This is a genomic window from Gordonia effusa NBRC 100432 (assembly GCF_000241305.1).
GTDB classification, from domain to species: Bacteria; Actinomycetota; Actinomycetes; order Mycobacteriales; family Mycobacteriaceae; genus Gordonia; species Gordonia effusa.
On the sequence record NZ_BAEH01000006.1, the window covers coordinates 12,990 to 37,292 of the forward strand.

At 62.3% G+C, this 24,303-nt stretch carries 25 protein-coding genes; 14 read left to right on the plus strand and 11 right to left on the minus strand.

What is annotated here, in order from left to right; genetic code table 11:
• Positions 1–17: 17 nt before the first annotated feature.
• Entirely contained in the window at positions 18–860 is an 843-nt protein-coding gene (gene rsmI / locus GOEFS_RS00510) for a 16S rRNA (cytidine(1402)-2'-O)-methyltransferase (RefSeq protein WP_007315897.1), read from the minus strand.
• Between the two features lie 43 nt (positions 861–903).
• On the opposite strand from rsmI, the gene GOEFS_RS00515 reads away from it, so the two are divergent.
• Entirely contained in the window at positions 904–2,502 is a 1,599-nt protein-coding gene (locus tag GOEFS_RS00515) for a dolichyl-phosphate-mannose--protein mannosyltransferase (protein ID WP_007315898.1), read from the plus strand.
• Positions 2,503–2,645: 143 nt separating this feature from the next.
• On the opposite strand, the gene GOEFS_RS00520 is transcribed toward GOEFS_RS00515, so the two are convergent.
• The 5 genes from GOEFS_RS00520 to GOEFS_RS00540 all read right to left on the minus strand — a co-directional run bounded on the left by GOEFS_RS00520 (position 2,646) and on the right by GOEFS_RS00540 (position 8,878).
• A complete protein-coding gene (locus GOEFS_RS00520) occupies positions 2,646–4,259 on the minus strand; it encodes a BCCT family transporter (RefSeq protein WP_007315899.1) in 1,614 nt (537 codons plus the stop codon).
• 216 nt (positions 4,260–4,475) lie between these two features.
• Positions 4,476–5,705, minus strand: coding sequence for an arginine deiminase family protein (locus tag GOEFS_RS00525; protein WP_007315900.1), 1,230 nt, complete (start codon positions 5,703–5,705; stop codon positions 4,476–4,478).
• A 27-nt stretch (positions 5,706–5,732) separates the two neighbouring features.
• On the minus strand, positions 5,733–6,962 hold the full coding sequence (locus GOEFS_RS00530; RefSeq protein ID WP_007315901.1) for an MFS transporter: 1,230 nt from the start codon (positions 6,960–6,962) through the stop codon (positions 5,733–5,735).
• On the minus strand, positions 6,959–7,981 hold the full coding sequence (locus GOEFS_RS00535; protein ID WP_007315902.1) for a patatin-like phospholipase family protein: 1,023 nt from the start codon (positions 7,979–7,981) through the stop codon (positions 6,959–6,961). The genes GOEFS_RS00530 and GOEFS_RS00535 overlap by 4 nt, the downstream gene beginning before the upstream one ends.
• A 30-nt stretch (positions 7,982–8,011) precedes the next feature.
• Positions 8,012–8,878, minus strand: a complete 867-nt coding sequence (locus GOEFS_RS00540) for a universal stress protein (protein WP_007315903.1) — start codon at positions 8,876–8,878, stop codon at positions 8,012–8,014.
• A 204-nt stretch (positions 8,879–9,082) separates the two neighbouring features.
• On the opposite strand from GOEFS_RS00540, the gene GOEFS_RS00545 reads away from it, so the two are divergent.
• Positions 9,083–9,469, plus strand: a complete 387-nt coding sequence (locus GOEFS_RS00545) for a hypothetical protein (RefSeq protein WP_245549740.1) — start codon at positions 9,083–9,085, stop codon at positions 9,467–9,469.
• 144 nt (positions 9,470–9,613) lie between these two features.
• On the opposite strand, the gene GOEFS_RS00550 is transcribed toward GOEFS_RS00545, so the two are convergent.
• Both GOEFS_RS00550 and mrf read right to left on the minus strand, forming a co-directional pair.
• Positions 9,614–9,886, minus strand: coding sequence for a type B 50S ribosomal protein L31 (locus tag GOEFS_RS00550; protein ID WP_007315905.1), 273 nt, complete (start codon positions 9,884–9,886; stop codon positions 9,614–9,616).
• Positions 9,883–11,169 (minus strand): ribosome hibernation factor-recruiting GTPase MRF, encoded by a 1,287-nt coding sequence (gene mrf, locus GOEFS_RS00555; protein WP_007315906.1) that lies wholly within the window; start codon positions 11,167–11,169, stop codon positions 9,883–9,885. Before mrf ends, GOEFS_RS00550 begins: the two co-directional genes overlap by 4 nt.
• Before the next feature lie 122 nt (positions 11,170–11,291).
• On the opposite strand from mrf, the gene rpmB reads away from it, so the two are divergent.
• From rpmB to GOEFS_RS00590, 7 genes are all read left to right on the plus strand, one after another.
• Positions 11,292–11,528 carry a 50S ribosomal protein L28 gene (gene rpmB / locus GOEFS_RS00560; protein ID WP_040524157.1) on the plus strand — a complete coding sequence of 79 codons (237 nt, stop codon included), beginning with the start codon at positions 11,292–11,294 and terminating at the stop codon, positions 11,526–11,528.
• On the plus strand, positions 11,528–11,695 hold the full coding sequence (gene rpmG, locus GOEFS_RS00565; protein ID WP_007315908.1) for a 50S ribosomal protein L33: 168 nt from the start codon (positions 11,528–11,530) through the stop codon (positions 11,693–11,695). Before rpmB ends, rpmG begins: the two co-directional genes overlap by 1 nt.
• A 5-nt stretch (positions 11,696–11,700) precedes the next feature.
• Entirely contained in the window at positions 11,701–12,006 is a 306-nt protein-coding gene (gene rpsN / locus GOEFS_RS00570) for a 30S ribosomal protein S14 (RefSeq protein WP_007315909.1), read from the plus strand.
• Positions 12,007–12,026: 20 nt separating this feature from the next.
• A complete protein-coding gene (gene rpsR, locus GOEFS_RS00575) occupies positions 12,027–12,281 on the plus strand; it encodes a 30S ribosomal protein S18 (RefSeq protein ID WP_007315910.1) in 255 nt (84 codons plus the stop codon).
• Between the two features lie 68 nt (positions 12,282–12,349).
• Positions 12,350–13,366, plus strand: coding sequence for an AurF N-oxygenase family protein (locus tag GOEFS_RS00580; protein WP_040524158.1), 1,017 nt, complete (start codon positions 12,350–12,352; stop codon positions 13,364–13,366).
• Between the two features lie 8 nt (positions 13,367–13,374).
• Positions 13,375–14,898, plus strand: coding sequence for a 4Fe-4S binding protein (locus GOEFS_RS00585; protein ID WP_040524159.1), 1,524 nt, complete (start codon positions 13,375–13,377; stop codon positions 14,896–14,898).
• Positions 14,899–15,112: 214 nt separating this feature from the next.
• A complete protein-coding gene (locus GOEFS_RS00590) occupies positions 15,113–15,403 on the plus strand; it encodes a GIY-YIG nuclease family protein (protein ID WP_007315913.1) in 291 nt (96 codons plus the stop codon).
• A 224-nt stretch (positions 15,404–15,627) separates the two neighbouring features.
• On the opposite strand, the gene GOEFS_RS00595 is transcribed toward GOEFS_RS00590, so the two are convergent.
• On the minus strand, positions 15,628–16,230 hold the full coding sequence (locus tag GOEFS_RS00595) for a helix-turn-helix domain-containing protein (RefSeq protein ID WP_007315914.1): 603 nt from the start codon (positions 16,228–16,230) through the stop codon (positions 15,628–15,630).
• Between the two features lie 18 nt (positions 16,231–16,248).
• Here GOEFS_RS00595 and GOEFS_RS00600 point away from each other — a divergent pair, with 18 nt between their 5' ends.
• Together GOEFS_RS00600 and GOEFS_RS00605 are read left to right on the plus strand one after the other, a co-directional pair.
• The gene (locus tag GOEFS_RS00600) at positions 16,249–16,977 is read left to right on the plus strand and encodes an AzlC family ABC transporter permease (RefSeq protein WP_138917824.1); all 729 of its coding nucleotides are present in this window, start codon (positions 16,249–16,251) and stop codon (positions 16,975–16,977) included.
• A 74-nt stretch (positions 16,978–17,051) separates the two neighbouring features.
• Positions 17,052–17,294 (plus strand): AzlD domain-containing protein, encoded by a 243-nt coding sequence (locus tag GOEFS_RS00605; RefSeq protein WP_373278181.1) that lies wholly within the window; start codon positions 17,052–17,054, stop codon positions 17,292–17,294.
• A 2-nt stretch (positions 17,295–17,296) separates the two neighbouring features.
• Here the strand turns inward: GOEFS_RS00605 and GOEFS_RS00610 are convergent, their stop codons facing one another.
• The gene (locus GOEFS_RS00610) at positions 17,297–18,778 is read right to left on the minus strand and encodes a DEAD/DEAH box helicase (protein WP_007315917.1); all 1,482 of its coding nucleotides are present in this window, start codon (positions 18,776–18,778) and stop codon (positions 17,297–17,299) included.
• Positions 18,779–19,079: 301 nt separating this feature from the next.
• Between GOEFS_RS00610 and GOEFS_RS00615 the strand changes: the two genes are divergently transcribed.
• The 3 genes from GOEFS_RS00615 (at position 19,080) to GOEFS_RS00625 (ending at position 22,217) form a co-directional block, all read left to right on the plus strand.
• The gene (locus tag GOEFS_RS00615) at positions 19,080–19,919 is read left to right on the plus strand and encodes an ABC transporter ATP-binding protein (protein WP_007315918.1); all 840 of its coding nucleotides are present in this window, start codon (positions 19,080–19,082) and stop codon (positions 19,917–19,919) included.
• 68 nt (positions 19,920–19,987) lie between these two features.
• Entirely contained in the window at positions 19,988–21,106 is a 1,119-nt protein-coding gene (locus GOEFS_RS00620) for an ABC transporter permease (RefSeq protein ID WP_007315919.1), read from the plus strand.
• Positions 21,107–21,212: 106 nt separating this feature from the next.
• Positions 21,213–22,217: a DUF6670 family protein gene (locus tag GOEFS_RS00625; RefSeq protein WP_007315920.1), complete on the plus strand. Its 1,005-nt coding sequence runs from the start codon at positions 21,213–21,215 to the stop codon at positions 22,215–22,217.
• A 10-nt stretch (positions 22,218–22,227) separates the two neighbouring features.
• Here GOEFS_RS00625 and GOEFS_RS00630 read toward each other — a convergent pair whose 3' ends face one another.
• Positions 22,228–23,973, minus strand: a complete 1,746-nt coding sequence (locus GOEFS_RS00630) for a cation:proton antiporter (RefSeq protein ID WP_007315921.1) — start codon at positions 23,971–23,973, stop codon at positions 22,228–22,230.
• Positions 23,974–24,303 lie beyond the last annotated feature (330 nt).

Here is a 24,303-nt window from a genome sequence, read left to right on the forward strand (position 1 = left end):
CTCGACCAACCGAACTCCTACCCCCGCGCCGCCAAAACCGCCTCGTATAACTCCCTGCGCGATACACCTGCGGCAGTCGCGACCTGCCCGCACGCATCTTTGAGGCGAAGTCCTTCGGCGACCAATGCCTCGACGTCAGACACCAGGTCTGCCGGGTCGGCCTCGACGGCCACGGCGGGCGCCAACACGACGGTGATCTCGCCGCGAACTCCACCAGCCGCCCACTGTGCCAACGACGCCAGATCGCCCCGGCGGACCTCCTCATAGGTCTTAGTCAGCTCACGGCACACCACAGCCCGACGACTCTCACCCAGAACTTTCGCCGCCGCGGCCAACGTATCGGCCAATCGGTGCGGCGATTCGAAGAACACAACTGTCCGCGGCTCGGCGGCCAGGGTTGAAAGCCACGCGGTCCGCGCGCCGGGCTTTCGCGGCGCGAAGCCGTCGAAACAGAACCGTTCAGACGGCAACCCCGACACTGCCAACGCCGTCGTCACCGCCGACGGCCCCGGTAAACACGTCACGGTCAACCCGGCGTCGGCACAAGCGGCGACAAGTTTGAATCCCGGATCGCTCACCGAGGGCATACCGGCGTCAGTGATGACCAAAACGTTCGCGCCGCCGCGGATCTCCTCGACAAGTCCCGGCGTTCTCGCCGCTTCCACCTGGTCGTAATAGCTGATCAGCCGTCCGCCGATAGTGACATCGAGGCCCGCGGCGAGCGCTCGGGCGCGTCGGGTGTCTTCGGCCGCGACGATGTCGGCGCCGGCCAACATCTGTCGCAGTCGCGGTGATGCGTCGCCGTACTGCCCCATCGGCGTCGCGGCCAGAATCAATCGGCCCGCAGTCGACGAAGTCATGTCGTCCACCCTATGCGCGGTCTCGACCTCTAGGATCGGTTGGGTGACTTCCGCCGTGCTGGACGCAAACTCGACCGCGCCCGGTTCGTCGACGTCGGGTTCAACGGGGACCTCAGCCGATCTCGGCAATCGACCCGGACGGGCGATTCCGCGCCCGATCTTCGGTCCGACTGACCGTTTCCGCGGTCGATGCGTCGGCATCGCGATTCTGGTTCTGGCCACGGTGACGCGATTTTGGTCACTGGTGTACCCGACCGATCAGGGCACCCCCGTCTTCGACGAGAAGCATTACGTCCCCCAGGGGTGGCAGGTGCTGACCGGCGGCAACTGGATCGAAGACAACCCCGCCTACGGCCTCGTGGTTCATCCGCCGGTCGGCAAATGGATGCTGGCGATCGGCGAATCTGTATTCGGCTACACCCCGCTCGGATGGCGGATCATGCCCGCCCTGTGCGGCATCGGCATCGTCATGATGATCTACGTAGTCGTACGCCGGATGTCGCGGTCGACGCTGATCGGTGCGCTCGCCGGAATTTTCGCCATCTGCGACGGCGTGCTGGTCGTCCAGTCGCGCCTCGGGATGCTCGACATCTTCCAGGCGTTCTTCATGCTCGCCGCGTTCACCGCGTTAATAGCCGACCGCGACCAAATGCGCGAACGTATGCATAAGGTGTACCTGGAAGGGCGGATCAACGACAGCCAGTTCGGCCCGCGGCTCGGCTTTCGTTGGTGGCGATTCACCGCCGGTGTGATGCTGGGCCTGACCTGCGGAACCAAGTGGTCGGGCATCTACTTCGTCATCTTCTTCGTCATCCTCGCGCTCGGCTTCGACGTCGCGGCCCGACGCGCCTATCAAGTTCGGCGACCATGGGTCGGCACGCTGGTACGCGACGTCGTGCCGTCGGGGCTAAGTCTGGCCGTGATGCCGGTAGTTATCTACCTCGTGTCGTTCGTCCCCTGGTTCAACAGCGAAACCTCGGTCTACCGCTATCAGGTGGGTAACACCGTCGGGCTCGACGGCCCGTGGTCCTGGATTCCCGCGGCGTGGCGCTCACTGTGGTATTACGAGTCGAGCATCCTGAACTTCCATGAAGGACTCACCAATTCGGCGGGTAACCATCACCCGTGGGAGTCCAAGCCGTGGACATGGCCGATGGGACTGCGGCCGATGTTGTACGCCATCGAGACCGGTCCGGATAAATGTGGCAACGGCGACTGCATCCGCGCACAGATGTTGGTGGGCACGCCAGCGATGTGGTGGCTCGCGCTGCCGATGCTCGCCTGGGCGTTGTGGGCGATGATCATGCGACGGGATTGGCGCTACGCAGCGGTCCTCGTCGGGTATGGCGCCGCCTTCCTGCCGTGGTTCGCCAACCTCGACCGTCAGATGTACTTCTTCTACGCCACCGCGATGGCACCGTTCCTGATGATGGGCCTGGCGCTCTGTTGTGGTGACATCTTGTCGGCAACCGCACGCACAGCGTCCCGAAGACCCGAGCGTCACATACTGGCGATACTGGTCGTCTGTCTCTACACCGGCCTGGTGATAGCGAACTTCCTGTGGCTGTGGCCGATTCTGACTGGAGCCCCGATCAGCCAAGAGACCTGGCGCCTGCAGATCTGGCTGCCGAGCTGGGGATAGGGCTCCGCGGCTGACCTGAACGGTTGCCCCGCCGACTCCTGCCCCTCCCAAAATTCTGGAGATAGCCAACCGACCAAGGGTAAGTTGCCCCAGGCCGACGGACTATCTCCAGAATTTTGCTATGCGACGACGCCGGACTGGACTCAGGTGCCCGACGACTCTTTCGACGACCCGGCCACAGTCACTTCCGAGGTATCGATATCCGACGTGGCCTGATCGGTTTGCCCGAAGTCGTCCCCGGCGATTTCTTGCGCCTGCGTCCTGATGTGCTGGTCAACCTGGCTGAGCAGCTCTTCTCGTGCGACGACCAGCGGATCCTTACGCAGGTCCATGTAGAGCGAGACACACATACCGATCATGACCACAATGAACGGCAGGGCCGCTATGATCGCCATCTGTTTGATTCCATTGAGCGCGTCTTCTCGTATCGCCAGCAGCAACGCCGCTACGGCACCGGTCAACACACCCCAGAAAATCGTCACCCATCTACTCGGCTCCGCCACTCCTCGCTGCGAGAGCGTACCCATCACCAACGATGCCGAGTCGGCACCCGAGACGAAGAAGATCGCGACCAACAACATGACCAGCCCGGCGGCTATCGGGAACCAAGGCAGCGTGTCAAGAACCTTGAACAAGATCGAATCCGACAGCGCGTCAAACGCTTTCGCCGTCATGCCGTCCGGGACGCCGGGCAGCTTATTCTGTTCCTGCTGACGTATCGCAGCGCCACCGAACACACAGAACCAGACCAACGACACCGTGCTCGGTACCACCATCACTCCGATGACGAATTCCCGAATCGTGCGGCCCCTGGAGATCTTCGCCAGGAACATGCCGACGAAGGGTGTCCACGACACCCACCAGGCCCAGTAGAAGATGGTCCAACCCGCAAGCCAGCTCTGGCCGTCACCATCGACGGTCGCCGACGACCGCGCGGAGAACGTGGTGATATCGGTTGCATAGGCGCCGAGGCTGGTCGGCAACAGGTTGAGGATGAATACCGTTGGCCCCACCACGAATACGAAGACCGCCAGGATGAGCGCCAGCACCATATTAATGTTGGACAGCCACTGGATTCCCTTGGCCACGCCCGACACTGCCGACGCTACGAAGGCTGCGGTGAGGATCGCGATGATGGCGACCAAGAGCAACTTGCTCGGCTCATTGACCCAGTTGGCGGACTGCATACCCGACCCGATCTGCAAGGCCCCCAAACCGAGGGATGCCACCGTACCGAAAAGCGTTGCGAAGATCGCCAAGATGTCGATCACCTTGCCGCCCGGCCCGTTTGCTCGATGGCCGAGGATCGGAGCGAAGACCGCGGAAAGCAATTGTCCCCGACCGAGCCGGAACGTGCTGTAGCCGATCGCCAGACCCACCACCGCGTACATCGCCCACGGATGGAACCCCCAGTGGAACATAGTCGTGGCCATCGCAATGCCCACGTCGCGACTACTGGTTCCCGGTGGTGCGAACATGAAATGCCGCAGCGGTTCATAGGACCCGAAGAACATCAGACCGATGCCCATGCCGGCACTGAACATCATCGCGATCCAACTGACGGTTCTGAATTCGGGCTTCTCACCGTCCTGCCCCAGCGGGATCTTGCCGTATTTACTGAGTGCCAGGAATAGGGCGAAGATGACGAATCCGGTGGCGGCGAGAATGAACAGCCAGCCCAGATTGTCGGTGATCCAGGTGAGCGCCTCGCCGGTCGCGTTGTTGAGACTATCGGACGCTACGATTCCCCAGATCACAAAGGCTACGACGAATGCCGCTGTGATGCCGAATACCCACGGGTCTACCCGAGGTCGCGATGAGGAAGGTCTTTCTTGATTAACTGTGCGTTTCGTATGATTTCCAGTAAAGGCCACCTAGATACACAAGCAAAGATCGCCTAGGAGAATCAACATTTCGGGACTTTCGGTACGCCATCGTTAACTGAGTTCCGTTGGAAATATGCCTGTGACCAGCTAGAACTGCCGAATCAGCGAACATGCCAGACCGCGCAGTCCGCCGCGACGGAAAACCAGCTCGCCGACGTCGATCGCAAGCACCTCAATCCCACCTTCGGCGAGCCGGCTATTCATCTCGACGGCACGACTCGGCGCGACAACTATGCCGGGGGCGAGCGCGAGCAGGTCATTTCCCGCTTCGACGCTCGTCGGCTGGGTATCGATGACCCGCAACGTGTCGATGCCCATCGCATCGGCGGCCGCGGCGAGGAACGCTCGCGACGCGTCGACGCGAACCCCGCCATCCTCACTAGGGCGCATGGCGTAGGCGATCAGGGATTCGCGCACCAACGAATTCACCAATACCGCATCGGTATCCACCATCGTGAGCAGGGAATCGAGCCGCTCGACCTGACGGTCGATCGGCACGGCCAACACGGTATGCGCGAGGTCATCGCCAAAAAGACTGCGCGCCAACGATTCTGCTCCCGCCGGTGTAGTGCGCTCGCTGACACCGAGGGCAATAACGCCCGGAGCGAGCAACACCACGTCTCTGCCCTCGATGGGCACAATCTGCGATCCGTACGCCCGCCGGGAGCCACTGAACATCGGGTGATGAGCGTAGATAAGGTCGGCAAGCGATGATTCGCGTTCTCGCGCAACGGAAGCCAGTGACGAGATGGCAAATCGGTCGCCAATCCAAAACGAGCTGTCGCGCATGAACAGCAGATTCGGCAGTGGCTCAATGACGAAGTCAGTGCCCCGATACATCTGCCGTACCAGCGAAGCGACGTCGAGTTCTTCCACGCCGTATGTTGCTAAGCTGTCGAAAGTCATTCCCGCAGTGAGAATCTCGACTAAGTCCCGGGGTGGGCGCCCCCGTAGATGGCCGGACAGTTCCGCGGCGAGGGCCGGACCAAGCCGTCGTGCGCTGACCGCTGCCGCAATACCTTGGATCCGCGCGGCACCACTGACTTCGATCGTTTCGACGAGCAGTTCGCGGAGCGAATACACCGCGACGCCCCGATCTCCCAGCAGGTCGGCAAAGTCATCATGCGCCCGCTGGGCATCTTCGAGTAATGACGCGTCGATGGGCGGCAGCGCGTCGCAGTCCGACACGGCGCGTGACAACTCGCGCCCGGGACGATGCAGCAGGACCGCACGCAGCGGCGCGGTGTCGGTCCGCACACCTGGTCTGCGCTCATCCGGCAGTCGCGCCGTCGAAGACCGATCCACCCCGCCTGCCATCGCATCCTCCTTCTCGCCCGCGACCAGTCAATCGTTGATCTTCGGTGTAAGTATCACCGCCGGAGCCGATTCCCGCGCGAACAACCACATCACCAGCGCGATCGCGACGACCGCGCCAGTAGCGGCGAACGCGACCCCGAAGCCGAGTTGTTGCGCGAGAAAACCCACGACAATGGGCCCGCTCACGGCTCCGCAATCGGCAGCCATCCCAAACGCGGCCAATGCTGATCCACCCTGCGCTCGGGAGCCGAGAACGTCGGCCAGCGCCGCCTGCTGCGTCGGCGCGAAAAGTCCAGCGCCGGCACCGGCAACAACCGAGAGCACCATTACCACGGCCAAATGTGTTGACAACCCGAATACCGCCGTCGCCACCGCGGTCACCACGAGCCCCGGCAGCATGATCACCCGTCGGCCACGCACGTCAGAGAGCCTGCCCGCCAACAAGATCGCCGTCACGTTGCCCGCGGCGAACGCAGCCATCACGATGCCCGACCACGCGGCGTCCCGGTGCAGCCCATCGGTGATCATCAGCGGCACCACCGCGACCCGCACACCCATCGACGCCCAGCCCTGCGCGAAATTAGATGCCAGGATTGCTCGATAAGCACTGTCACGCAACGCCTCTCGCAGCGTCAGCGGATTTTCGAGGACTTCACCCTCGCCGAGTGCGCTCCGATAGGAGTCCCCCAGCGAGACTGCGACAACACCCAACGCGACCAGCAACGCGACGGAATACACCACGAACGGCAGCCGCAGACCGTAGGAAACCAACGCGCTGCCGATCAGCGGCCCGGTAATGTTGCCGATGAGGAAGCCCGCGGAGAAATACCCGGACACCTTGCCCCGAATATCCGGCGGCGACATCCGGATCAGCAGCGCCATCGCCGACACGGTGAACATCGTCGAACCAATGCCCCCCAGGCCGCGGAATAGCATTAGCTGCCAATAGGTTTGCGCGAATGCTGTCGCGAAGGTACTTACCGCGACGATGAATAGACCGGTGAGATAGACCCAGCGTTCGCCGAGCTTGGTGACCAGGCGACCGGCCGCCGGAGCGAAAAGTAGCCGCATTATGGCGAACACCGACACGATCGCCGACGCCGCGGTCAGTCCGACGTTGAAGCTATGCGCGAAGGACGGCAACGCGGGTGCGACCAACCCATACCCAAGAGCGATAACGACATTCGCGGCCAACAGAACCCAGATACCTCGCGGGATACTGCTCGTTCCACCAGGCCGGACAACGCCAGCGTTCACGCGCCGCTCCCGGCGTCAAGCCGGTCTAACGACTCTGCGGCAAGCCTCCGGCCCAACTCGATCATCTCGCCAGCCTTGTGAAAGTCCAAGGTGCGCACTGATTTTCGAGGAACTCGAATCATCAGATCGGGCGGTGTGCGTGCTAGCTGATAGCGCGTAAGCGTGTCTTGCATGATGTCGAGAGATCGACTCAGCACATCGAATCGGCTCATCTTGGCGAGGATGGCGGCGCTTGGGTCCACAGGTGCCGCCGGCTCGTTCTCGACGACGGGCGCAGGCACGTCGGGCACTGGCTCAGCGGACTCGGCGGTGCCCGCCTCCGGCAGATGGCCTTCGCTACCGAATCGGTCACGGACTGACCGCACAAAATCGCTGTCCATAAAGGTCCGCGAACTCCGCCGCCACATCGTCTCCGGGCGGACACCGGTGTCGACAGCGGCCGGTTCGAAACCCATGTCGGGCACGCCGTCGGAGCCGAGGATCACCCCGATGGTGAGGTCGCTGATCACCGACGTCGTCGGCGAGATCGGCAATGCGTCGAGGATGCCGCCGTCACCGAACACGCGGCCGTCGTAGACATGCGGGCTAATCACACCGGGGATCGCGATCGACGCGCGAATCGCGTCGACCAGGCTGCCCCGCTGGAACCAGACCGATCGGCCGGCGTTGAGGTCGGTCGCAACCGCGGTGAACGGGATCGCCAACTCTTCGATCATCACATCGCCGAGGATCTCGCGCACACGAGCCAGTATCCGTTCGGCGGCGATTACGCCCGGCTTAGACAACGAAATGTCGAGCAGCCGCACCACATCGAGCTGGGTCAATCTGCTGGTCCAGTCGACGTAGTCATCCAGTTTGCCCGCGCAGTACAGGCCGCCGACCAAGGCGCCCATCGACGAACCAGAGACCGTGACGACGTCGAAACCTCGGGCATCGAGTTCGTCGAGAACACCGATATGCGCGTAACCGCGTGCCCCGCCACTACCGAGTGCGACTGCCACGCGCCGAGGTTTCGCCATACCCTCAGCGTATCGCCGAGTGCCAGGCCATTATTGGCGGACCACCATCACCGGGCAGGTCGCGTGGTGCAACACCTTCTGACTGGTCGAGCCAAGTAACAGGCCACGGAATCCGCCACGTCCGCGGCTGCCGACGATGATCAGCGCGGCGGAATCGCCAGCTGCTTCAACGACGGCTTTCGCCGGATCGTCGGGCAGTACTCGACGTTCCACCTGGACGTCGGGATAGTCGGCGGCGTAGCCCGCCATCCGCTCGGCAAGTGCTTCGACGGCATCGTCGGACATGCGCGCGATGGCGTCGGGTTCGATGCCATAACCGTGCAGCGCATCCGCATCGAGTTGCGACCACGTATGCACCGCAATGAGTTTCGCGTTTCGCAGCGATGCCTGACGGAACGCTTCGGCAACCGCCGGATCGCTGACCGGGTCGTCACTAACACCCACGACGACTGGGCCGTCGGGGCTGAGTTTTGATTCACCTTCGACGATCACCGATCGACCGTGATGGTGGGCGGCAACCGAAATACTCACCGATCCGAGGAGAAGTCCGCGGATACTGCCGAGGCCACGTGTGCCCACCACAACGGTTGCGTCTTTGCCGACTTCGAGTAATGCGCCGGCAGCGTCCCCTTCGACGATCGTGGTCGACACCCGAAGGTCGGGGGCGGCTTCAGCGGCCACCCTCGCTGCGGCGTCGGCGGTTTCACGTGCCTCCGCACTTATCGCGTCGACGACATCCTGCGGAATCACCAGTCCGGGAGCGTAATTGCTCACACTCGCGTCATAGGCGCATACCACCGTCAAGTCGGCTTCTTCGATGGCCGCGGCATGCGCGGCCCATCGAACCGCCTTGGTAGAAGCATCCGAACTATCCACTCCCACAACAAATTTCGCCATTTTCGTCTACACTCCTCAGTTGTGTCGACCAACCCGCGGATTTCCGGCGGTGCCGCCGGTCCACCTCCCATCGTGCCCGTTAGTCCGATGTCGGGCAATGGACCTTCGTCTCAAGCCTGGAGCCTGGTCTGCCCACCAGACGACGATCCGCGCCGTCGCGGTGAGGTGACCGGGTAAAACGGGCAAACGGGTACCGTGGATGGTGTGACGAATTCGGCCGGTAACCATCAGACCTCCGACTCAGCGAGCAACGCCGGGCCGCAGCGGTCGGTACCGCAGTCCGACCCTTCGGATTTGCGCGGCTCCGACGGTTCGCTGCGCCAGGCCATCCTGCATAGCGCCGTCACCGCTGGATTTTCTGTTGCCGCCCTTATCGTCGCGGCCGCGTCGAGCGATGCGCTGCGTACCGCGCTATTGATCACCGCGCCGGCGATCATGCTGGTCGGCGGCCTCTCCGCGCTGGTCCGAACATATTTCGCCTACCGCGGTGGTCGTCGCTGGGGAGTATGGCAGGGAGCGGCATGGTTCCTGCTGTGCCTCGCGCTGATGTTGTTCATGTCAGTGGGCAACGTGCTGCTGAACACCGAGTGAACCCGCTGAAGTCTGCGACGTAGGGCGACGTAGGGCAGATGCCCCCTCGCTGGCGCTGAGCCCGCAGGTTTGAACCTGCGACATCAGCCGGTGCTAGGGAGATATTCCCTCGCCGGCGCCCAGCCTGCAGTCTTCAGCTCTCCCCTACCGGGCCCGCTTTCCGTAGCGCCGTTCGAACCGCTCCACCCGACCCGCGGTATCCATTCGCCGGGCCGTACCCGTCCAGAACGGATGTGAGTCACTGGTCACGTCGACGGTTATCAGCGGGTAGGTATTACCGTCCTCCCATTGCACCCTCTGTTCCGACGTCGCGGTCGAACGAGTGAGGAACTGCTTCCCGGTATTCGCGTCGGCGAAAATCACCGGGTGGTAGTCGATGTCGGCGGTTCGGGCAGGCAGATTCTGTTGCGGGCTCATGGGTTTCGCCTTTCTCCAGTGATGGGGGTGGTGGGGTCGGGAAGTTCGACGTCGTCGCAAGGCTCTACATGGGACACGCCGAACGGGCTTTCAAAAGTGTTCCAATGCTGTTGCCCGCCAGCCATTTCCGTGTCGGTAAGACATGCCGCGCGCAACGCATCCTGAATACGGCCACCATCTGGACGGTGGACCAATACCACGATCGCGCTGTGGCGATCGCCGTAGACGGGGTCCCATCGCAACGCCGACATCGCAACGCGCGCAGGATCTTCGAAGGATCGCTCGTCCGGTTCCATCGACGCCAGCCACGGCGCTCCCGCCGCTATGCGTAGTCCACCGCCGGCACCTTCGATCCACAGCGCGTCGTCGGGAAGGCTGGCCAACCACAACCTGCCCTGTACGCTGACCACGCCGTCGAGCAACGAATCGATCGCATCGTGCAGCCGCAGGGGATGGAAGGGACGGTCGGAGTTGAACTCCACCAGCCGCACTCCGCAGTCTTCGTCGAGCGGAGGCTGCCCCTCCAACAGGGGGTCGTGCGGCCCCGACACCCGACCGCGCCGCGCTCCATCTGGGATCGCAGTCATCAACTGTGCCATGAGAATTGAGGTCAGTCGGCGCTGCGGGAGTTCGATCATCATCGGCGCCCCCGGTGCCAGACGCTTCAGTACCGCCATCAGACGCGCTGATTCCCAGGGCTCGCGCATCGCAGGATCGCAACCGGCGACGACGAGCGCATCGGCGAATCGCACTTGCCCGACGGCGACCTGCGCGAGAGTCCGTTCGTCGTCTTCCACCGAACCCGGCAACTCTTCGTCGCCGGTCGCCGCGGTCAGCCACATGTCTTCATCGACGCAGGTGATCGTTGCTCGAACCGTCACGTCGACGCCAGCCGGCGCATCGGTGAAGCCCGGCATGTCGGCTACCACGACGTGCTCGATGGCCCAGCTAACCTGCTCCGGCTCCAACGTTGGATCGAGTTGTAACACAATACTTTCCACCGACGACCGGCGATGCAGCCGTCTCAGCAACGGCAAGAGATCCGCCCTCAACGTGCACGATACGCAGCCATGCTCCAACAGCAGTTCTGTCGTTGTCACGCGCTCATTCCCGTCGAGGTCGACGCACCGAACGGTAGCGACCACTATTCCCTCGGCCAGCCGGCTCAAGTCGTGATGCACCAGCGTTACCCCAGCGACCACTAGCGCATCGGCGGTTCGCGTCGAGGCTTGCGCATCCAGTCCGGCGACCATCACAACCGGCGTCCGCCCGTCGTCGGGCATGTCCAACCTCCCACTGCCATTGTTGGAAACGATTTCCATTTGAACAGGATCGACTGTAACGTGACATCTCGGTTAACGCCAATCATTTTCATTAACAAGTACGCATGAGAGAGGCGAACAACATGTCCGCGCACTGCCAAGTCACCGGGCGCAAACCTGGCTTCGGCAAACAGGTTTCGCATTCCCATAAGCGCACCTCGCGCCGCTGGAACCCGAATATCCAACGTCGCCGCTACTACCTGCCCAGCGAAGGCCGCACCGTGACCTTGCGCGTCTCAGCCAAGGGCATCAAGACCATCGATCGCGACGGCATCGAGGCCGTCGTCGCCGCGATCCGAGCGCGCGGGGAGAAGGTCTGATGTCCAAAAGCACTGATATCCGGCCGATCGTGAAACTCAAATCCACCGCCGGGACCGGATACACCTACGTGACGCGAAAGAATCGCCGCAACGACCCTGACCGTCTGGTCCTGCGCAAGTACGACCCAGTTGTGCGACGTCATGTCGACTTCAAAGAGGAGCGCTGAGCCCAATGGCCAAGAAATCCAAAATAATTCGCAACGAACGCCGAAAAGCACTGGTCGCAAAGTACGCCGAGCGTCGCGCCGAGCTGAAGACGATAATCGCCGATCCGACGTCGACCCCCGAAGCCGCCCTGGCCGCGGCCGCCGAACTCAGACGCCAACCTCGCGACGCCAGTGCGACTCGTGTCCGCAATCGCGACGCCGTCGACGGTCGCCCGCGTGGCTATATCGGGAAAGCCGGTCTATCGCGCGTCCGCTTCCGAGAAATGGCCCACCGCGGCGAGCTTCCCGGCATCGCGAAATCCAGCTGGTAACTCGAGAAAGGCATCACTACATGGGAACCAAACGCCCGCTCCGCCCGGCCGCACCTACCAAACCTCGCCCCAATCCTCTCGCTGGCCGCACTGAACCGGTCAGTTATCACGACGTCGCACTGCTCCGGCAGTTCCTCTCTGACAACGGCAAGATCCGCAGCCGACGAGTGACCGGACTTAGCCCGCAGCAGCAGCGTCAAGTCGCGACGGCGATACGAAACGCGCGTGAAATGGCACTCCTTCCGTTCGGAAAGGTCGGTAAATCAGGGGGCTGATCTGCGGAGACGTCGAAATATCTGTGCCGCCCTGGATTGTGACAATGAATGTTGCTAACGTTGGGCTTATGACCAGCACTCTCGATGGTGGCAATGCCCAAAAATACGTCCCAGCCCCCGCTGACAACGAGCGCGACGACTACGCACAGCTCCTCGACGATCTGTCAGACGCCTCGGTGCGACGGAATTTCGATCCCTACATCGACATCGACTGGGATGCGCCGCATATGGCGGTCGTACCCAACGATCCTCGCTGGGTGCTGTCGACCGAGGCCGACCCCATCGGACGCTCCAAGTGGTACCAATCGCTCCCGCTAGAGAAGCAGATCGAGGTCGGCATGTGGCGGCAGGCCAACGTCGCCAAGGTCGGTCTGCAATTCGAGTCGATTCTGATCCGCGGCCTCATGCAATACAGCTTCAAATTGCCCAACGGCGCAAAGGAATTCCGCTACACGACCCACGAAGCCAAGGAAGAGTGCAATCACACTCTGATGTTTCAGGAGTTCGTGAACCGTTCAGGAATGGACGTGCCAGGGGCGAAGAAGGGGCACCGACTGATTTCACCGCTGGTGCCGTTGGCGTCGACGATCTTTCCGACGATCTTCTTCTTCGGTGTACTGGGCGGCGAAGAGCCGATCGACCACATCCAGAAGGACTTCCTGCGTACCGGTTCCAAGCTTCACCCCACGATGGCCGCTGTGATGCAGTTGCATGTCGCTGAGGAAGCGCGTCACATCTCGTTCGCGCACAACCTCTTGCGCGAGACCGTTCCGAAGAAGGGACGTATCCAGCGGTTCCTGCTGTCGCTCGTCTTCCCCATCGTGATGCGCGTCTTGTGCGGTGCGATCGTAGTGCCGCCCAAGGAATTCCAGCGTCGCTTCGATGTGCCGGACGCCGTGATAAAAGACCTCTTCTGGAAGTCCGAAGACTCGAAAGCCTTCCTGCACAACGTGTTCGGCGATGTACGTATGCTCGGCGATCAGTGCGGCCTGATGAATCCGGTTTCTCGTCGAGTCTGGAAGGCGATGGGCATCGACGGTCGGTCGTCGCGCTTCCGCAGCGAACCCCTGTACCGGGCGGCCTGACCTAACCCATGCCCCACGTAGTAACCCAGGCGTGCTGCGGCGATGCCTCATGCGTCTATGCCTGTCCAGTCAACTGCATCCATCCGACGCCGGATGAACCCGACTTCGGCACGGCGGAGATGCTGTACATCGATCCATCGACCTGCGTCGACTGCGGTGCGTGTGTGAGCGCGTGCCCGGTCGGAGCGATCAAGCCCGGACACCGTCTGCCCGATGATCAGCAACGCTTCCTCGACATCAACGCCGGTCAGTACGGCGACTCGGTAGGCGATGTCCGCTTTCCGGTCGACCAGAAGTTCCGGCTGCCGATGGCACCGATGGATCATCCAACGCCACTGCGTGTTCCGGGAAACACGCCGGTGTCAGTCGCCATCGTCGGATCCGGACCGTCGGCGATGTACGCCGCAGACGAGTTACTGCGATATCCGCGCGTCGAGGTCACGATGTATGAACGCCTGTCGAGTCCATTCGGACTCGCTCGCTTCGGCGTCGCACCCGATCACACCGAAACTCGCACTGTCATGCGGCTTTTCGACACCATCGCTCGCGATCCACGACTGAATATCTTGGTAGACACCGAGATTGGGCGCGACATCACCCTCGACGAACTTCGGTCGCGGCATCAGGCGGTCATCTGGGCCGGCGGCGCACCCACCGATCGCCCGTTGACCGTACCCGGCGTCGAGGCTGTGGGCTGTGCCAGCGCCACCTCTTTTGTCGGCTGGTACAACGGGCATCCTGACTACGCCGATCTGGACTTCGACTTGTCACATGAACGAGTCGTGCTCGTCGGAAACGGGAATGTGGCACTCGACGTCGCACGAATCCTCACCGCGGACCCGGAATACCTTGCCAACACCTCGATTTCACGTCATGCGTTGGCAAAGTTGCGTACGTCGGCGGTGTCCGAGGTGCTGGTCGTCGGGCGACGAGGCCCTGATGTCGCGGCATTCACCTTGCCCGAACTAGTCGGTCTGGCCGATGGCGGATCCAATGTCGTCGTAGATCCGCTTGAGCTGGCCGCATTATCCGATTTGCCGGTGGCACAAGGGCATCCGGGCGATCACGTCGCTGCGGAAAAAGTCGCGCTGCTGCGTGAAATCTCGGCCCGGCCCGTACGCCCTGGTAAGAAAATCCGGTTGGCCTTCCGTCGGTCGCCCGAAGAAATTCTCGTCGGCGCAGACGGAAAGGTATCCGGAATTCGGTTGGGTATCAACGAGATTGACGCTTCTGGTGCGGCCATAGCTACTGGCTCCAGCGTCGACGTCAGCGCGGGACTGGTGCTGACGTCGATCGGTTACCGTGGTGTGGCCGTTCCGGGTCTGCCGTTCGACGACGGGCGCGGCGTGATCCCAAACGATCGCGGCCGAGTTCTCAGCGGCGAAGCGCCCATCCAGGGCATGTACGTGACCGGCTGGATCAAGCGTGGACCGTCCGGCTTCATCGGCACCAACAAGACCGACTCCACCGAGACGGTAGCGATGCTGCGCGAGGACTTAGAAGCGGGAGTGCTGTCGTCGGCGATGGTCTAGCCACCTCCGACGATCGAGTGCCGACCGGCGAGCTTGCGAGACGGCCCCCTCCGATGATCGAGTGCCGACCGGCGAGCTTGCGAGACGATCGGTGTATCGAGATCCGGCGAGACGGCATACCATCGCCACCACAGCCCACCCGAGAGTGCCAGCCACCCCACGCCCTGTTGATAACCGCGTTGCGCGATCCGGTGCCCTACGTCATAGTCAGCGCATGGGTGGGTACATGTACATACTTCGGTGCGCCGACGGCAGCTTCTATGTCGGCAGCACCAGGGACCTCGATGCTCGTGTGGCGCAACATAACTCCGGTGACGGTGCGAAGTACACCAGCCGACGACGGCCGGTCGAACTCGTCTATCACGCGGGGTTCGAAACGATCGATGAAGCGTACGCGATGGAGAAGCGAGTGCAGAGTTGGTCGCGCGCTAAGCGCCAGGCGCTGGTTGACGGGCGGTTCGAGTTACTGCCAGGGCTGTCCAGAAAGGTGTTCCGCCGAGAGTGACGGTCGAGTTTGATGGGTGGATTTCGGTGGGCGCGTTGGCATTTCGGGTTGCGTGGTCTCGATACGCCAGACGGCTCGCAAGCTCGCCGCCTGGCACTCGACCATCGAGGGGTTACCTCCGACATTCGCCGCCTGGTACTCGACCATCGAGGGGTTACCTCCGACATTCCCGCCTGGCACTCGACCATCGAGGGGTTACCTCCGACATTCCCGCCTGGCACCCCTCAGAACTCGCTGATCAGCACCGCTATCGTGGCCGGCTCCAGGGCGTCGAAGATGTGCTCCAGGTCGCCCGCGTAGGTCATGTAATCCCCTGGGCCAAGCTCGACCGCGTGTCCGGTCGGGCCGACTCGCGCTCGCCCCGCGCTGATGATTACGTGTTCCGTGACGCCGCGGGCATGGGGATCGGACACCCTCGGTCGGCCCGGTTCTGCTCGAATCAGGTAGATATCGCGGCGCGTACCGGGTCGTGCGGCCGACATCAGGGTTGACGAATAGTCATCGGCATCGCCAGCCTTGATAACCGGCCCGTCCCCTAGTCGAATCACCTCGACAGTCGGTGCCGGAGCGTCGACCAGTGCCGAAAACTGCACGCCGAGAGCCAAACTCAAGGCCCACAACGTTTCGACGCTCGGGTTTCCCTCGCCCGTTTCGAGCTGAGACAGCGTCGACTTTCCGATGCCGGCCCGGCGGGCCAATTCCGCGATCGACAATCCAACCCGCGTCCGCTCTCGCTTCAAAGCTGCTGCGACGAGTTGTTGCGGGCTCACCTTGCTTCGATCGTTCGACATACCGGCCGATCGTTCATCTTGACGGATCTCGTCCATAGGTCCATCATAGTGGTCATGCGTTCGGTATGGAGAACAATTCCCCGCGATGTCGTAGTCATTGCGGCGTCGATGTGGGTAATCGGCGCCTCCTACGGCGCTGCGGCTCATGCCATCGGCCTCGCCTGGTGGCAGATTCTCCTCATGGCATGTGTGGTACTCGCCGGTTCGTCGGAATTCGTGCTGATCTCCGTAGTCGCCAGTGGCGGCGTACCGATCGTCGGCGCGCTCGCAGGGCTACTTGTCAACGCGCGCAACATTTCCTATGGATTGTCGGCCGGACGATACCTGCCACGCGGTTGGCGCGGTTTGGCATCGGCGCATTTCGTCAACGACGAGACCGCGGTCTACGCCGCACCACACTCCGACGTCGGCACCGCTCGCCGGGCCTTCTATATGTGCGGAATCGGCGTCGCCGCGTCATGGCCGCTCGGCGCGTTGACCGGCAGTCTAATCGGACAGGTGATCGCACCGGAGACGCTCGGCCTCGACGCCGCCTTTCCCGCCCTCCTATTCGCACTGGCGATCCCCGCACTGCGGAATCGCGAAACCCGTTGGGCCGCAATATTCGGCGGCTTAGTAGCCATCGCTACCGCTGGCTTCGTGACCGCCGGGCTACCCGTCGTGCTCGCCCTCCTGGGCATTCCACTGGGATGGGTTATCACTCGACGCCACATCACATCGGACGATCGAGGAACTGACGAAGACGCCGAACTAGGCGGCGACAAAATACTGGTGTCGAAATGACCGGATGGGAATTCGCCGGTGCCATAGCACTTTTAGCCGGTGGCACCTATCTCATTCGCGTTGCCGGTCCGCAACTGCGCGCACGCCTGGACGTAACGCCGCGAGTCGAGGCCGTGTTGGAACGCGCGACGATCGTGTTGCTGATCGCCGTCGCGTTAACCAGCACGCTATTCATCGGCTCCGACGTCGCCGGGCCGGCCCGGCCGATCGGAGTAGCCGTGGGCATATTGGCCGCCGTATTGCGCGCACCGCTGATCGTCGTCATCGTCGCGGCAGCCGGAACTACGGCGGCCCTACGCGCGGCCGGAATGGCCTGAGCTCAGCCTTGGCGGGCCGGACGTCGAGCACCCTGGGGCGCTCCGCTGCGGCGACGACCGGGTTGATGCCCCGCCTTCGACGCACCGCCCCGCTGGCCACCCGATGGACGGCCGGAGGCATTGTGTCCGTTGCTATTACGTCCCTCCGGCGATCCACCGGTACGACGCGCCTGTCCACCTTCGCCGTTGCCACGACGAGCACCACTATTGCGGGCACCCCCGCTTCGGCCGTTTGACGAGCGACCACTGCCGCGGTTGCCCGACGGGCGGCCGCCACTGCGCTGCGGTGCGGCGGCAACCGGCTCGGGTTTGACGTAGGCGGCACGTTCGCCGACCAGATCGTCAACGACGGCCGACTTGGCATCAACGCGCTGCGGTTTCACGTCGATCTTGGCCTTGTTCAACAGCTTTCGCAGATCACCACGCTGTTCGGGCAGGCAGATCGTCACGACATCGCCTTCACTACCGGCCCGGGCGGTACGACCCGAACGATGCAGGTAGGCCTTGTGCTCAGCTGGCGGGTCAACGTGGACAACGAGTTCCACGCCGTCGACGTGAACGCCGCGCGCGGCGACGTCAGTGGCGACCAGCACTCGAGCACCGTCTCCGCCGAAGGCCGCGAGGTTTCGGTCACGCTGTGCCTGCGACAGGTTTCCGTGGAGATCAACAGCCGGAACCCCTTCGGCGGTAAGCTTTTTGGCCAATTTCTTGGCCTGATGCTTGGTTCGCATGAACAGAATCCGTCGTCCGGTCCCCGACGCCAACTCCCGCACCAGATCATTCTTATCCGCGGTGGACGCCGCTTCAAAGACGTGGTGGGTCATCTGTGCGACCGGCGAGTTGGCCTCGTCGACCGAGTGCATCTTCGGGTCATGCAGGAAGCGTTTGACGAGCTTGTCGACACCGTTGTCCAACGTCGCCGAGAAGAGCAGTCGCTGACCATCGGCCGGGGTCGCGGCAAGGATGCGCGTGACGACCGGCAAGAAGCCGAGATCGGCCATGTGGTCGGCCTCGTCGAGCACCGTGATTTCGACATTGTCGAGCCGAACGATCTTCTGCCGCATGAGATCTTCCAGTCGACCGGGGCAGGCTACGACGATGTCGACCCCTCGCCGGAACGCTTGCTCCTGGCGAGTCTGTTTCACGCCACCGAACACGGTGGTGACAGTAAGCCCGACGGCCTGCGCCAACGGAGTTAGGACATCGGCGATCTGCGTGGCGAGCTCACGGGTCGGGGCAAGGATCAGGCCGGTCGGGGCGCCTGGCTTACGAGTGACCTCCAGCTCGGCGAGACCGGCTGCCATCGGAATGGAGAAAGCAAGGGTCTTACCCGACCCCGTCTTGCCACGACCGAGCACATCGTCGCCGGCAAGGGTATCCGGCAGGGTGTCTACCTGGATGGGGAACGCTTCACTCTTTCCCTGCGCAGCAAGCACTTTCACGATGGCTGCGGGCACACCGAAGGATTCAAATGTGTTACTCAAAACTCAAACTGCCTTTCCGGCAACATGATTCACCCGATACACACGGCAGTAGCCATGGTGTAACGATCCGGAGGAATCGAATGGCGAAGGCGCAGGTGTGCGCATTCGTTCGCCGTATGAAGTCATCTGGCCGGTGCGATCCGGCAAAAGGAGGCGTTCTACGACGCGTGACCCTGCGTCGAAACGCGGGTCAATCGTTATGAAGTCTACCTCAGGCGCCCCGACTACCTCGAATTGAAACAGTGAGGCGTCCGCCACTCGATCACAGACTATTTACGATAGTTTATGGTAGATTCTCTAAATGACACTTGACGCGTCGGGATTGTCGCGCACTTTTCGGGGGCACACTGCCGTCCACGCTGCCGACCTCACCCTGCCGGCCGGGCGAATCTGCGGCCTGGTCGGCCCCAACGGAGCCGGCAAGACCACGTTCCTTCTCATGCTCGCCGGCCTGCTGGCATCGGACACCGGCACGATCAAGTTCAACGGCGAAGTGGTGTCGCCCCAGAACCTTCGACGGCAAGTCGGCTGGATGCCAGATACCTTTGGCACCTGGGAGAGCCTGACCAGCCGAGAGATATTGACGACCTTTGGCCGTCTCTACGGGCAGTCAGCCAAATCGGCGCGGTCACGCGCCGATGATTTGCTGGCACAGGTCCACCTGAACGAATACGCCGACAGGAAGGCACATGAACTCTCACGCGGGCAGAAGCAGCGGCTCGGCTTCGCCCGCACACTGATGAACAATCCGGCCATCCTGTTACTAGACGAGCCAGCATCGGGCATGGACCCGCGGTCGCGCGTCGAGTTACGCGATCATCTGCGCCGCCTCGCCGACGACGGCACCGCGATATTGCTGTCGTCGCATATCCTCGCCGAGTTGTCGGAGATGGTTGACGACGTTGTACTCATGACCGCTGGCCGGACCCAGACCTACGCCGCGCCGACCGAACCTCGATGGCGAATCCGACGGATCGATCAGTCCGTCGACGAGGCCGAGGTCGTCGACTTTCCCGACGAGCGGACTGCCGCGAGCTACCTGTCGCAATTGGTCGGCTCGGGCGCTCAGATCGCTGAGTTCACCCGGATCTCTGATCATCTCGAAGATGCCTATCTCGCTTTGGATCCGGTGCGCCGATGACGTCGACAACAGAGCCTTCTCCAGCGAAGCGCCACACCGAATCAACTACCGACGAACAAGGAACAACCGTGTTGAATTGGTTTCAAATCATCGGCGTGATCGTAGGCCTGGAGTTGCGCCAACGACTACGCACGACACGTTGGCGCATCACGCTGTGCGTACTGTTCGCGTTCATTTCCCTTGGCGTACTTGGATCCTTGTATCTCGCCGTCAACCCATTCGACACCACGTACCGCTCATGGACAGTCAACTTCTATGCCATCCTCGTCACGATATTGATGTTTGTGGGCATCATCCTGGCTCCGACTCTGGCGGCGACGTCGATCAACGGCGACCGTAAGGACGCGACGCTGGCCGTTGTTCAGGTCACCTCGATCACCAATTGGCAACTCGCACTTGGGAAACTGCTCGCGAACTGGCTGGCGTCGCTAGTCGTGGTGCTGGTAGCGAGCCCGTATTTGGTATGGGCGATCATCACCTCGCCCTACGGCGTCGGCCCGGCGATCGGTGGCGTCGTGATCCTCGCGCTGCTGTTTTTGTGTTACGGCGGAATAGGTTTGGGATTGTCATCGCTGACGTCGCGACCGGCCGGCTCGGCGGTACTAACGCAAGCGACGGTCTTCTTTCTGATCTTGGGCCTGCCCGCACTATTCGGCCTGCTTTACCAAAGCACCGCCCAGCGCCATGATGTGGTCCGACCGGAATTCACCTATCCCAACGACGATTACAACGCTCGGGCTGTGTGCACCGAGGCCATCAAGTCCACCGAATTCAACCACACCGAACGCACCTGGTGGCTATTGTTACCCAACCCATTCACCATCACTGCGGACGCTCTCGCACCGCACGACGGCACACAAGCCCGCGATCCGTACAGAATTGACACCAACGGCCGATCCGTTGCCGTCGACCTGTCGCGGATGGTCTCCGAAGCCCGAACGTCGCCGTATATCGCAGACAAACATTGCGACGATCCGGACTACTTTTGGGTTAGCAACGACGAGGCGCGGCTGCGTCCGGATTCGTACCAGGCTCGAGAGGCACGGCACGAGACTTCGCGAGTCGGCGACAGTTGGTATTTGGGTCTCCTGGTGAATATCGCAATCGGCGGCGTTGGACTCCTCATCGCCGCACGCCGTCTACGAGTACCCGCACAGAAACTGGGCCGAGGAGTACGTATCGCCTAGGACGTGGCGGAGTCGAGGCTGCGTTCGATGCGGCGCGCTTGCGTGGAGTCGACGGCACCGCTAAATTGACCGACGAGTCATATGCCCCTAGCGTCAGGAATCTCGAATGCTGTCTCGGCTCTACGACACTGCCGTTTCGCAGATCAATCGCATCGATTCACTTAACGGTGAAGCGTTTGACCCGACAATCCCCCAGCATCCGCCGACCGCGGGTTGGAAGCTCGTGCACTACGGGATCATGGTGCCGAGCCTGCCAGCGCCCTTCAATTTCTTCGACGTCATCTCAGTCCTGGGTACCGCCAAACGAGTGCGTGCGTTCTCGGTTCCCTACCTTGTGCGTACCGTCGCCGACGACTCCGCGTGGTTGCTTCTGGGATCAGCTGCCAGTCGCCACAGTTTTCGCCAGTACAGCATCGAGTCCGACTGCGACCTGGCTGCCGACGGTTCGACTCTCCGGTTCGGCGACACACTACGAATTGAACGCTCCGCCAGGGGAATCCACGTAGAGGCTGCCGTCGACAACTTCAGCGTCGAACTCAATATCCGGCCAACCAATGTCGTCTCCCACTTTGCCCATCTCCCGTCGATCTATGACCATTGGAGTGTTCTCTGCGAATACGACGGCACGTTCACCGTCGACGGAGACAGTCTCGACGCCGCCGGGTTGTGCACCTACGAGTACGCACGTGGCCGGCAAGCGCCATTGCCGATCTACTTCTTCACCTACCAAATCCTCAACGCGACCCCGACGACACAAGTTTTGATGACCGACTTGCGCGGCCCTGCAGGACTGCCTATTCAACGAATGGTTTTCGTACGCACCGTCGGGCGCAACGGTGCGACCTATAGCCGCGGATTCGTCCATGAGGTAACTGAACCTGGCTCAGTGATCACGACCCCCGACGGCGTCGCGATGCAACTACCTAGCCAGTTCACCTGGCGCGTTGAGGATGCCGCGGGCGATGAACTGATCAAGATCTCCGGTATCAGCAACGACGATTGGGCCTATGGTATGGCTGCGGGATTCGCTGGAAGTTACGAGTACACCGGGACTTTGCACGGTGAACCGATCAGCGGACGGGGATATATCGAGTGGATCGATCGGCGGTGATTACCCGAAGTCACTCTTCGGTGCGCATCCGCAAGCTGATCTCCTCGGCGTCGAGAATCGCGAGTTCTGCGGTGAGAACCGCTGCGCTGTAAACACCTTCGTCGCGCAGCCGAAGCAATTCACCGCGCTGCCCTTCGATCATCGCCAGTCGTGCTTTGACGAAATTCTCGCGGGCCAGCGGCGTTAGGTGTTGCTCCTGATCGTCTTCCTGTTCCGCGGTCCTGAGAAAGGCCCCGAAACGTTCACGAAGTCCGGGAATCGTATCGAGATAACCGGATTCGGAGATAGCGCGCTGGGCGGTCTGTCGCATCTCCAGATGCAGCCGCTCACGCTCTTCGGCTTCTTCAGCCGACGTGTCAGGTAAGCGCAAGGCGCGAGTCACGAAAGGCAGTGTGCCGCCTTGGATGAGCAACGACGCGGCAGCGGCGGTAAAGGCAGTCAACACAAGAAGCGACCGCGATGGGGTATCCGCTGGCAATGTCTGCGCCGCCGCAACCGTGACGACACCGCGCATTCCGGCCCACACCACAAGACTTGCCTCCTTTGGTCCGAGGGGCGCAGACAAGTAGTACTCAATGTCGGCGAGCTTGCGGTTGACCCGAAAACTGAAGCGTGCCACCTGTTCTGGTGAGTGGCTACGCACTTCGTCTTCTTTTCCTCTGCGGCCGAAAGCCTTTCGCATGGGAAGCTGCGCTGGCTCACCATCGGTCGGTGTCAGCCGTTCGCCGAGGTCCTGCAATCTCGGCTTGATAGATTCGCCCCGTCGAGCGCTACGAGCCAGCCCGGCGAGCAGCGGCACGACGAAAGCCGCACGTACCGCGAGAGTGACTGCCAACGCAACGAGTCCGACCCACAGCGCGGCGATCGCACTATTGTGCTCCTCACGAACATCACCGATGAGACCCCACAATTCCAGGCCCATCAGGAAGAACACTCCGCCCTCGAGAATCAGTTCGATGGTTCGCCAATTCTGCGCGTCAGAGACCCGATGATTCGGCTTGAAGAACTTCGCCGCACCGCGCCCGGTTACCAATCCCGCCGTCACCGCCGCCACCAACCCCGACGCATGGACATGCTCGGTTGGCAGGTACGCCAGATAGGGCACCGTGAACGAAATCGCCGTATTCACAGTGGGATTAGTAATCCGGGCGCGCAACCATAGGTTGGCACCACCGACTACGAGACCGACAACCACCGCGGCAACCACCGCCCAAACGAAATCCAGCGCGATCCCGCCGAAGGAAATCCCCCCGGCCATCGCGGCGACCGCGGCACGCAGCATCACAAGCGCGGTTGCATCGTTGAGCAGACTCTCGCCTTCGAGCACCGCGACGACTCGTGGTGGTGCGCCGAGCTTCTTCACCATTTGCGTGGCTACGGCATCGGTCGGGCTGATGATCGCGCCAAGTGCAATGCCGGTGGCCAGGTTCACGCCGGGAATCAACAGGGACATAAGGAAACCGAGGACTACGGCGCTGAGGATGACAAGCAGTACCGACAGCCCGCTGATCGCGGTGAAGTCCCTGCGGAAATTCATTGTGGGCATCGACACCGCAGCCGAATACAACAGTGGCGGAAGCACTCCGACGAGGATCCATTCGGGGTCGACCTCGACCGCGGACACGAATGGCAGAAAACTGATCGCGACACCGACCGGTACCAGAATCAAAGCCGGTGCCAGTGCGAGTTTGGGCCCTAACGCGTTGGCCGCGGCGACGATCAATACACCGATCACGGCATAGGTAATAAAATCCACCTTCCTTACCTTTCCTCATCGCCACCGGTTTCGCCGGGAACCGAGCTGGTTAAGGTACTCCGATGGTCGAGGCGCCACGTCCCCCACCGATGGTCGAGTGCCCGGCGAGACGCCAGCCGCACCCTCCGCTGGCCGAGCAGGCCCGCGTACCCCTCCGAGGTCTAGTGCCCGGCGAGGCGCCAGCCGCTCCCTCCGCTGGCCGAGCAGGCCCGCGTACCCCTCCGATGGTCGAGTGCCCGGCGAGGCGCCAGCCGCACCCTCCGCTGGCCGAGCAGGCCCGCGTACCCCTCCGATGGTCGAGTGCCCGGCGAGGCGCCAGCCGAGCCGGGT

Coding starts and splice junctions, on each gene's coding strand:
- rpsR (WP_007315910.1), top strand. CDS start 12,027: ATGGGAACCAAACGCCCGCTCCGCCCGGCCGCACCTACCAAACCTCGC.
- GOEFS_RS00600 (WP_138917824.1), top strand. CDS start 16,249: ATGCGTTCGGTATGGAGAACAATTCCCCGCGATGTCGTAGTCATTGCG.
- rpsN (WP_007315909.1), top strand. CDS start 11,701: ATGGCCAAGAAATCCAAAATAATTCGCAACGAACGCCGAAAAGCACTG.
- rpmB (WP_040524157.1), top strand. CDS start 11,292: ATGTCCGCGCACTGCCAAGTCACCGGGCGCAAACCTGGCTTCGGCAAA.
- GOEFS_RS00540 (WP_007315903.1), bottom strand. CDS start 8,878: ATGGCGAAATTTGTTGTGGGAGTGGATAGTTCGGATGCTTCTACCAAG.
- GOEFS_RS00535 (WP_007315902.1), bottom strand. CDS start 7,981: ATGGCGAAACCTCGGCGCGTGGCAGTCGCACTCGGTAGTGGCGGGGCA.
- GOEFS_RS00590 (WP_007315913.1), top strand. CDS start 15,113: ATGGGTGGGTACATGTACATACTTCGGTGCGCCGACGGCAGCTTCTAT.
- GOEFS_RS00585 (WP_040524159.1), top strand. CDS start 13,375: ATGCCCCACGTAGTAACCCAGGCGTGCTGCGGCGATGCCTCATGCGTC.
- mrf (WP_007315906.1), bottom strand. CDS start 11,169: ATGCCCGACGACGGGCGGACGCCGGTTGTGATGGTCGCCGGACTGGAT.
- rpmG (WP_007315908.1), top strand. CDS start 11,528: ATGTCCAAAAGCACTGATATCCGGCCGATCGTGAAACTCAAATCCACC.
- GOEFS_RS00525 (WP_007315900.1), bottom strand. CDS start 5,705: ATGGCAGGCGGGGTGGATCGGTCTTCGACGGCGCGACTGCCGGATGAG.
- GOEFS_RS00595 (WP_007315914.1), bottom strand. CDS start 16,230: ATGGACGAGATCCGTCAAGATGAACGATCGGCCGGTATGTCGAACGAT.
- GOEFS_RS00580 (WP_040524158.1), top strand. CDS start 12,350: ATGACCAGCACTCTCGATGGTGGCAATGCCCAAAAATACGTCCCAGCC.
- GOEFS_RS00615 (WP_007315918.1), top strand. CDS start 19,080: ATGACACTTGACGCGTCGGGATTGTCGCGCACTTTTCGGGGGCACACT.
- GOEFS_RS00550 (WP_007315905.1), bottom strand. CDS start 9,886: ATGAGCCCGCAACAGAATCTGCCTGCCCGAACCGCCGACATCGACTAC.
- rsmI (WP_007315897.1), bottom strand. CDS start 860: ATGACTTCGTCGACTGCGGGCCGATTGATTCTGGCCGCGACGCCGATG.
- GOEFS_RS00625 (WP_007315920.1), top strand. CDS start 21,213: ATGCTGTCTCGGCTCTACGACACTGCCGTTTCGCAGATCAATCGCATC.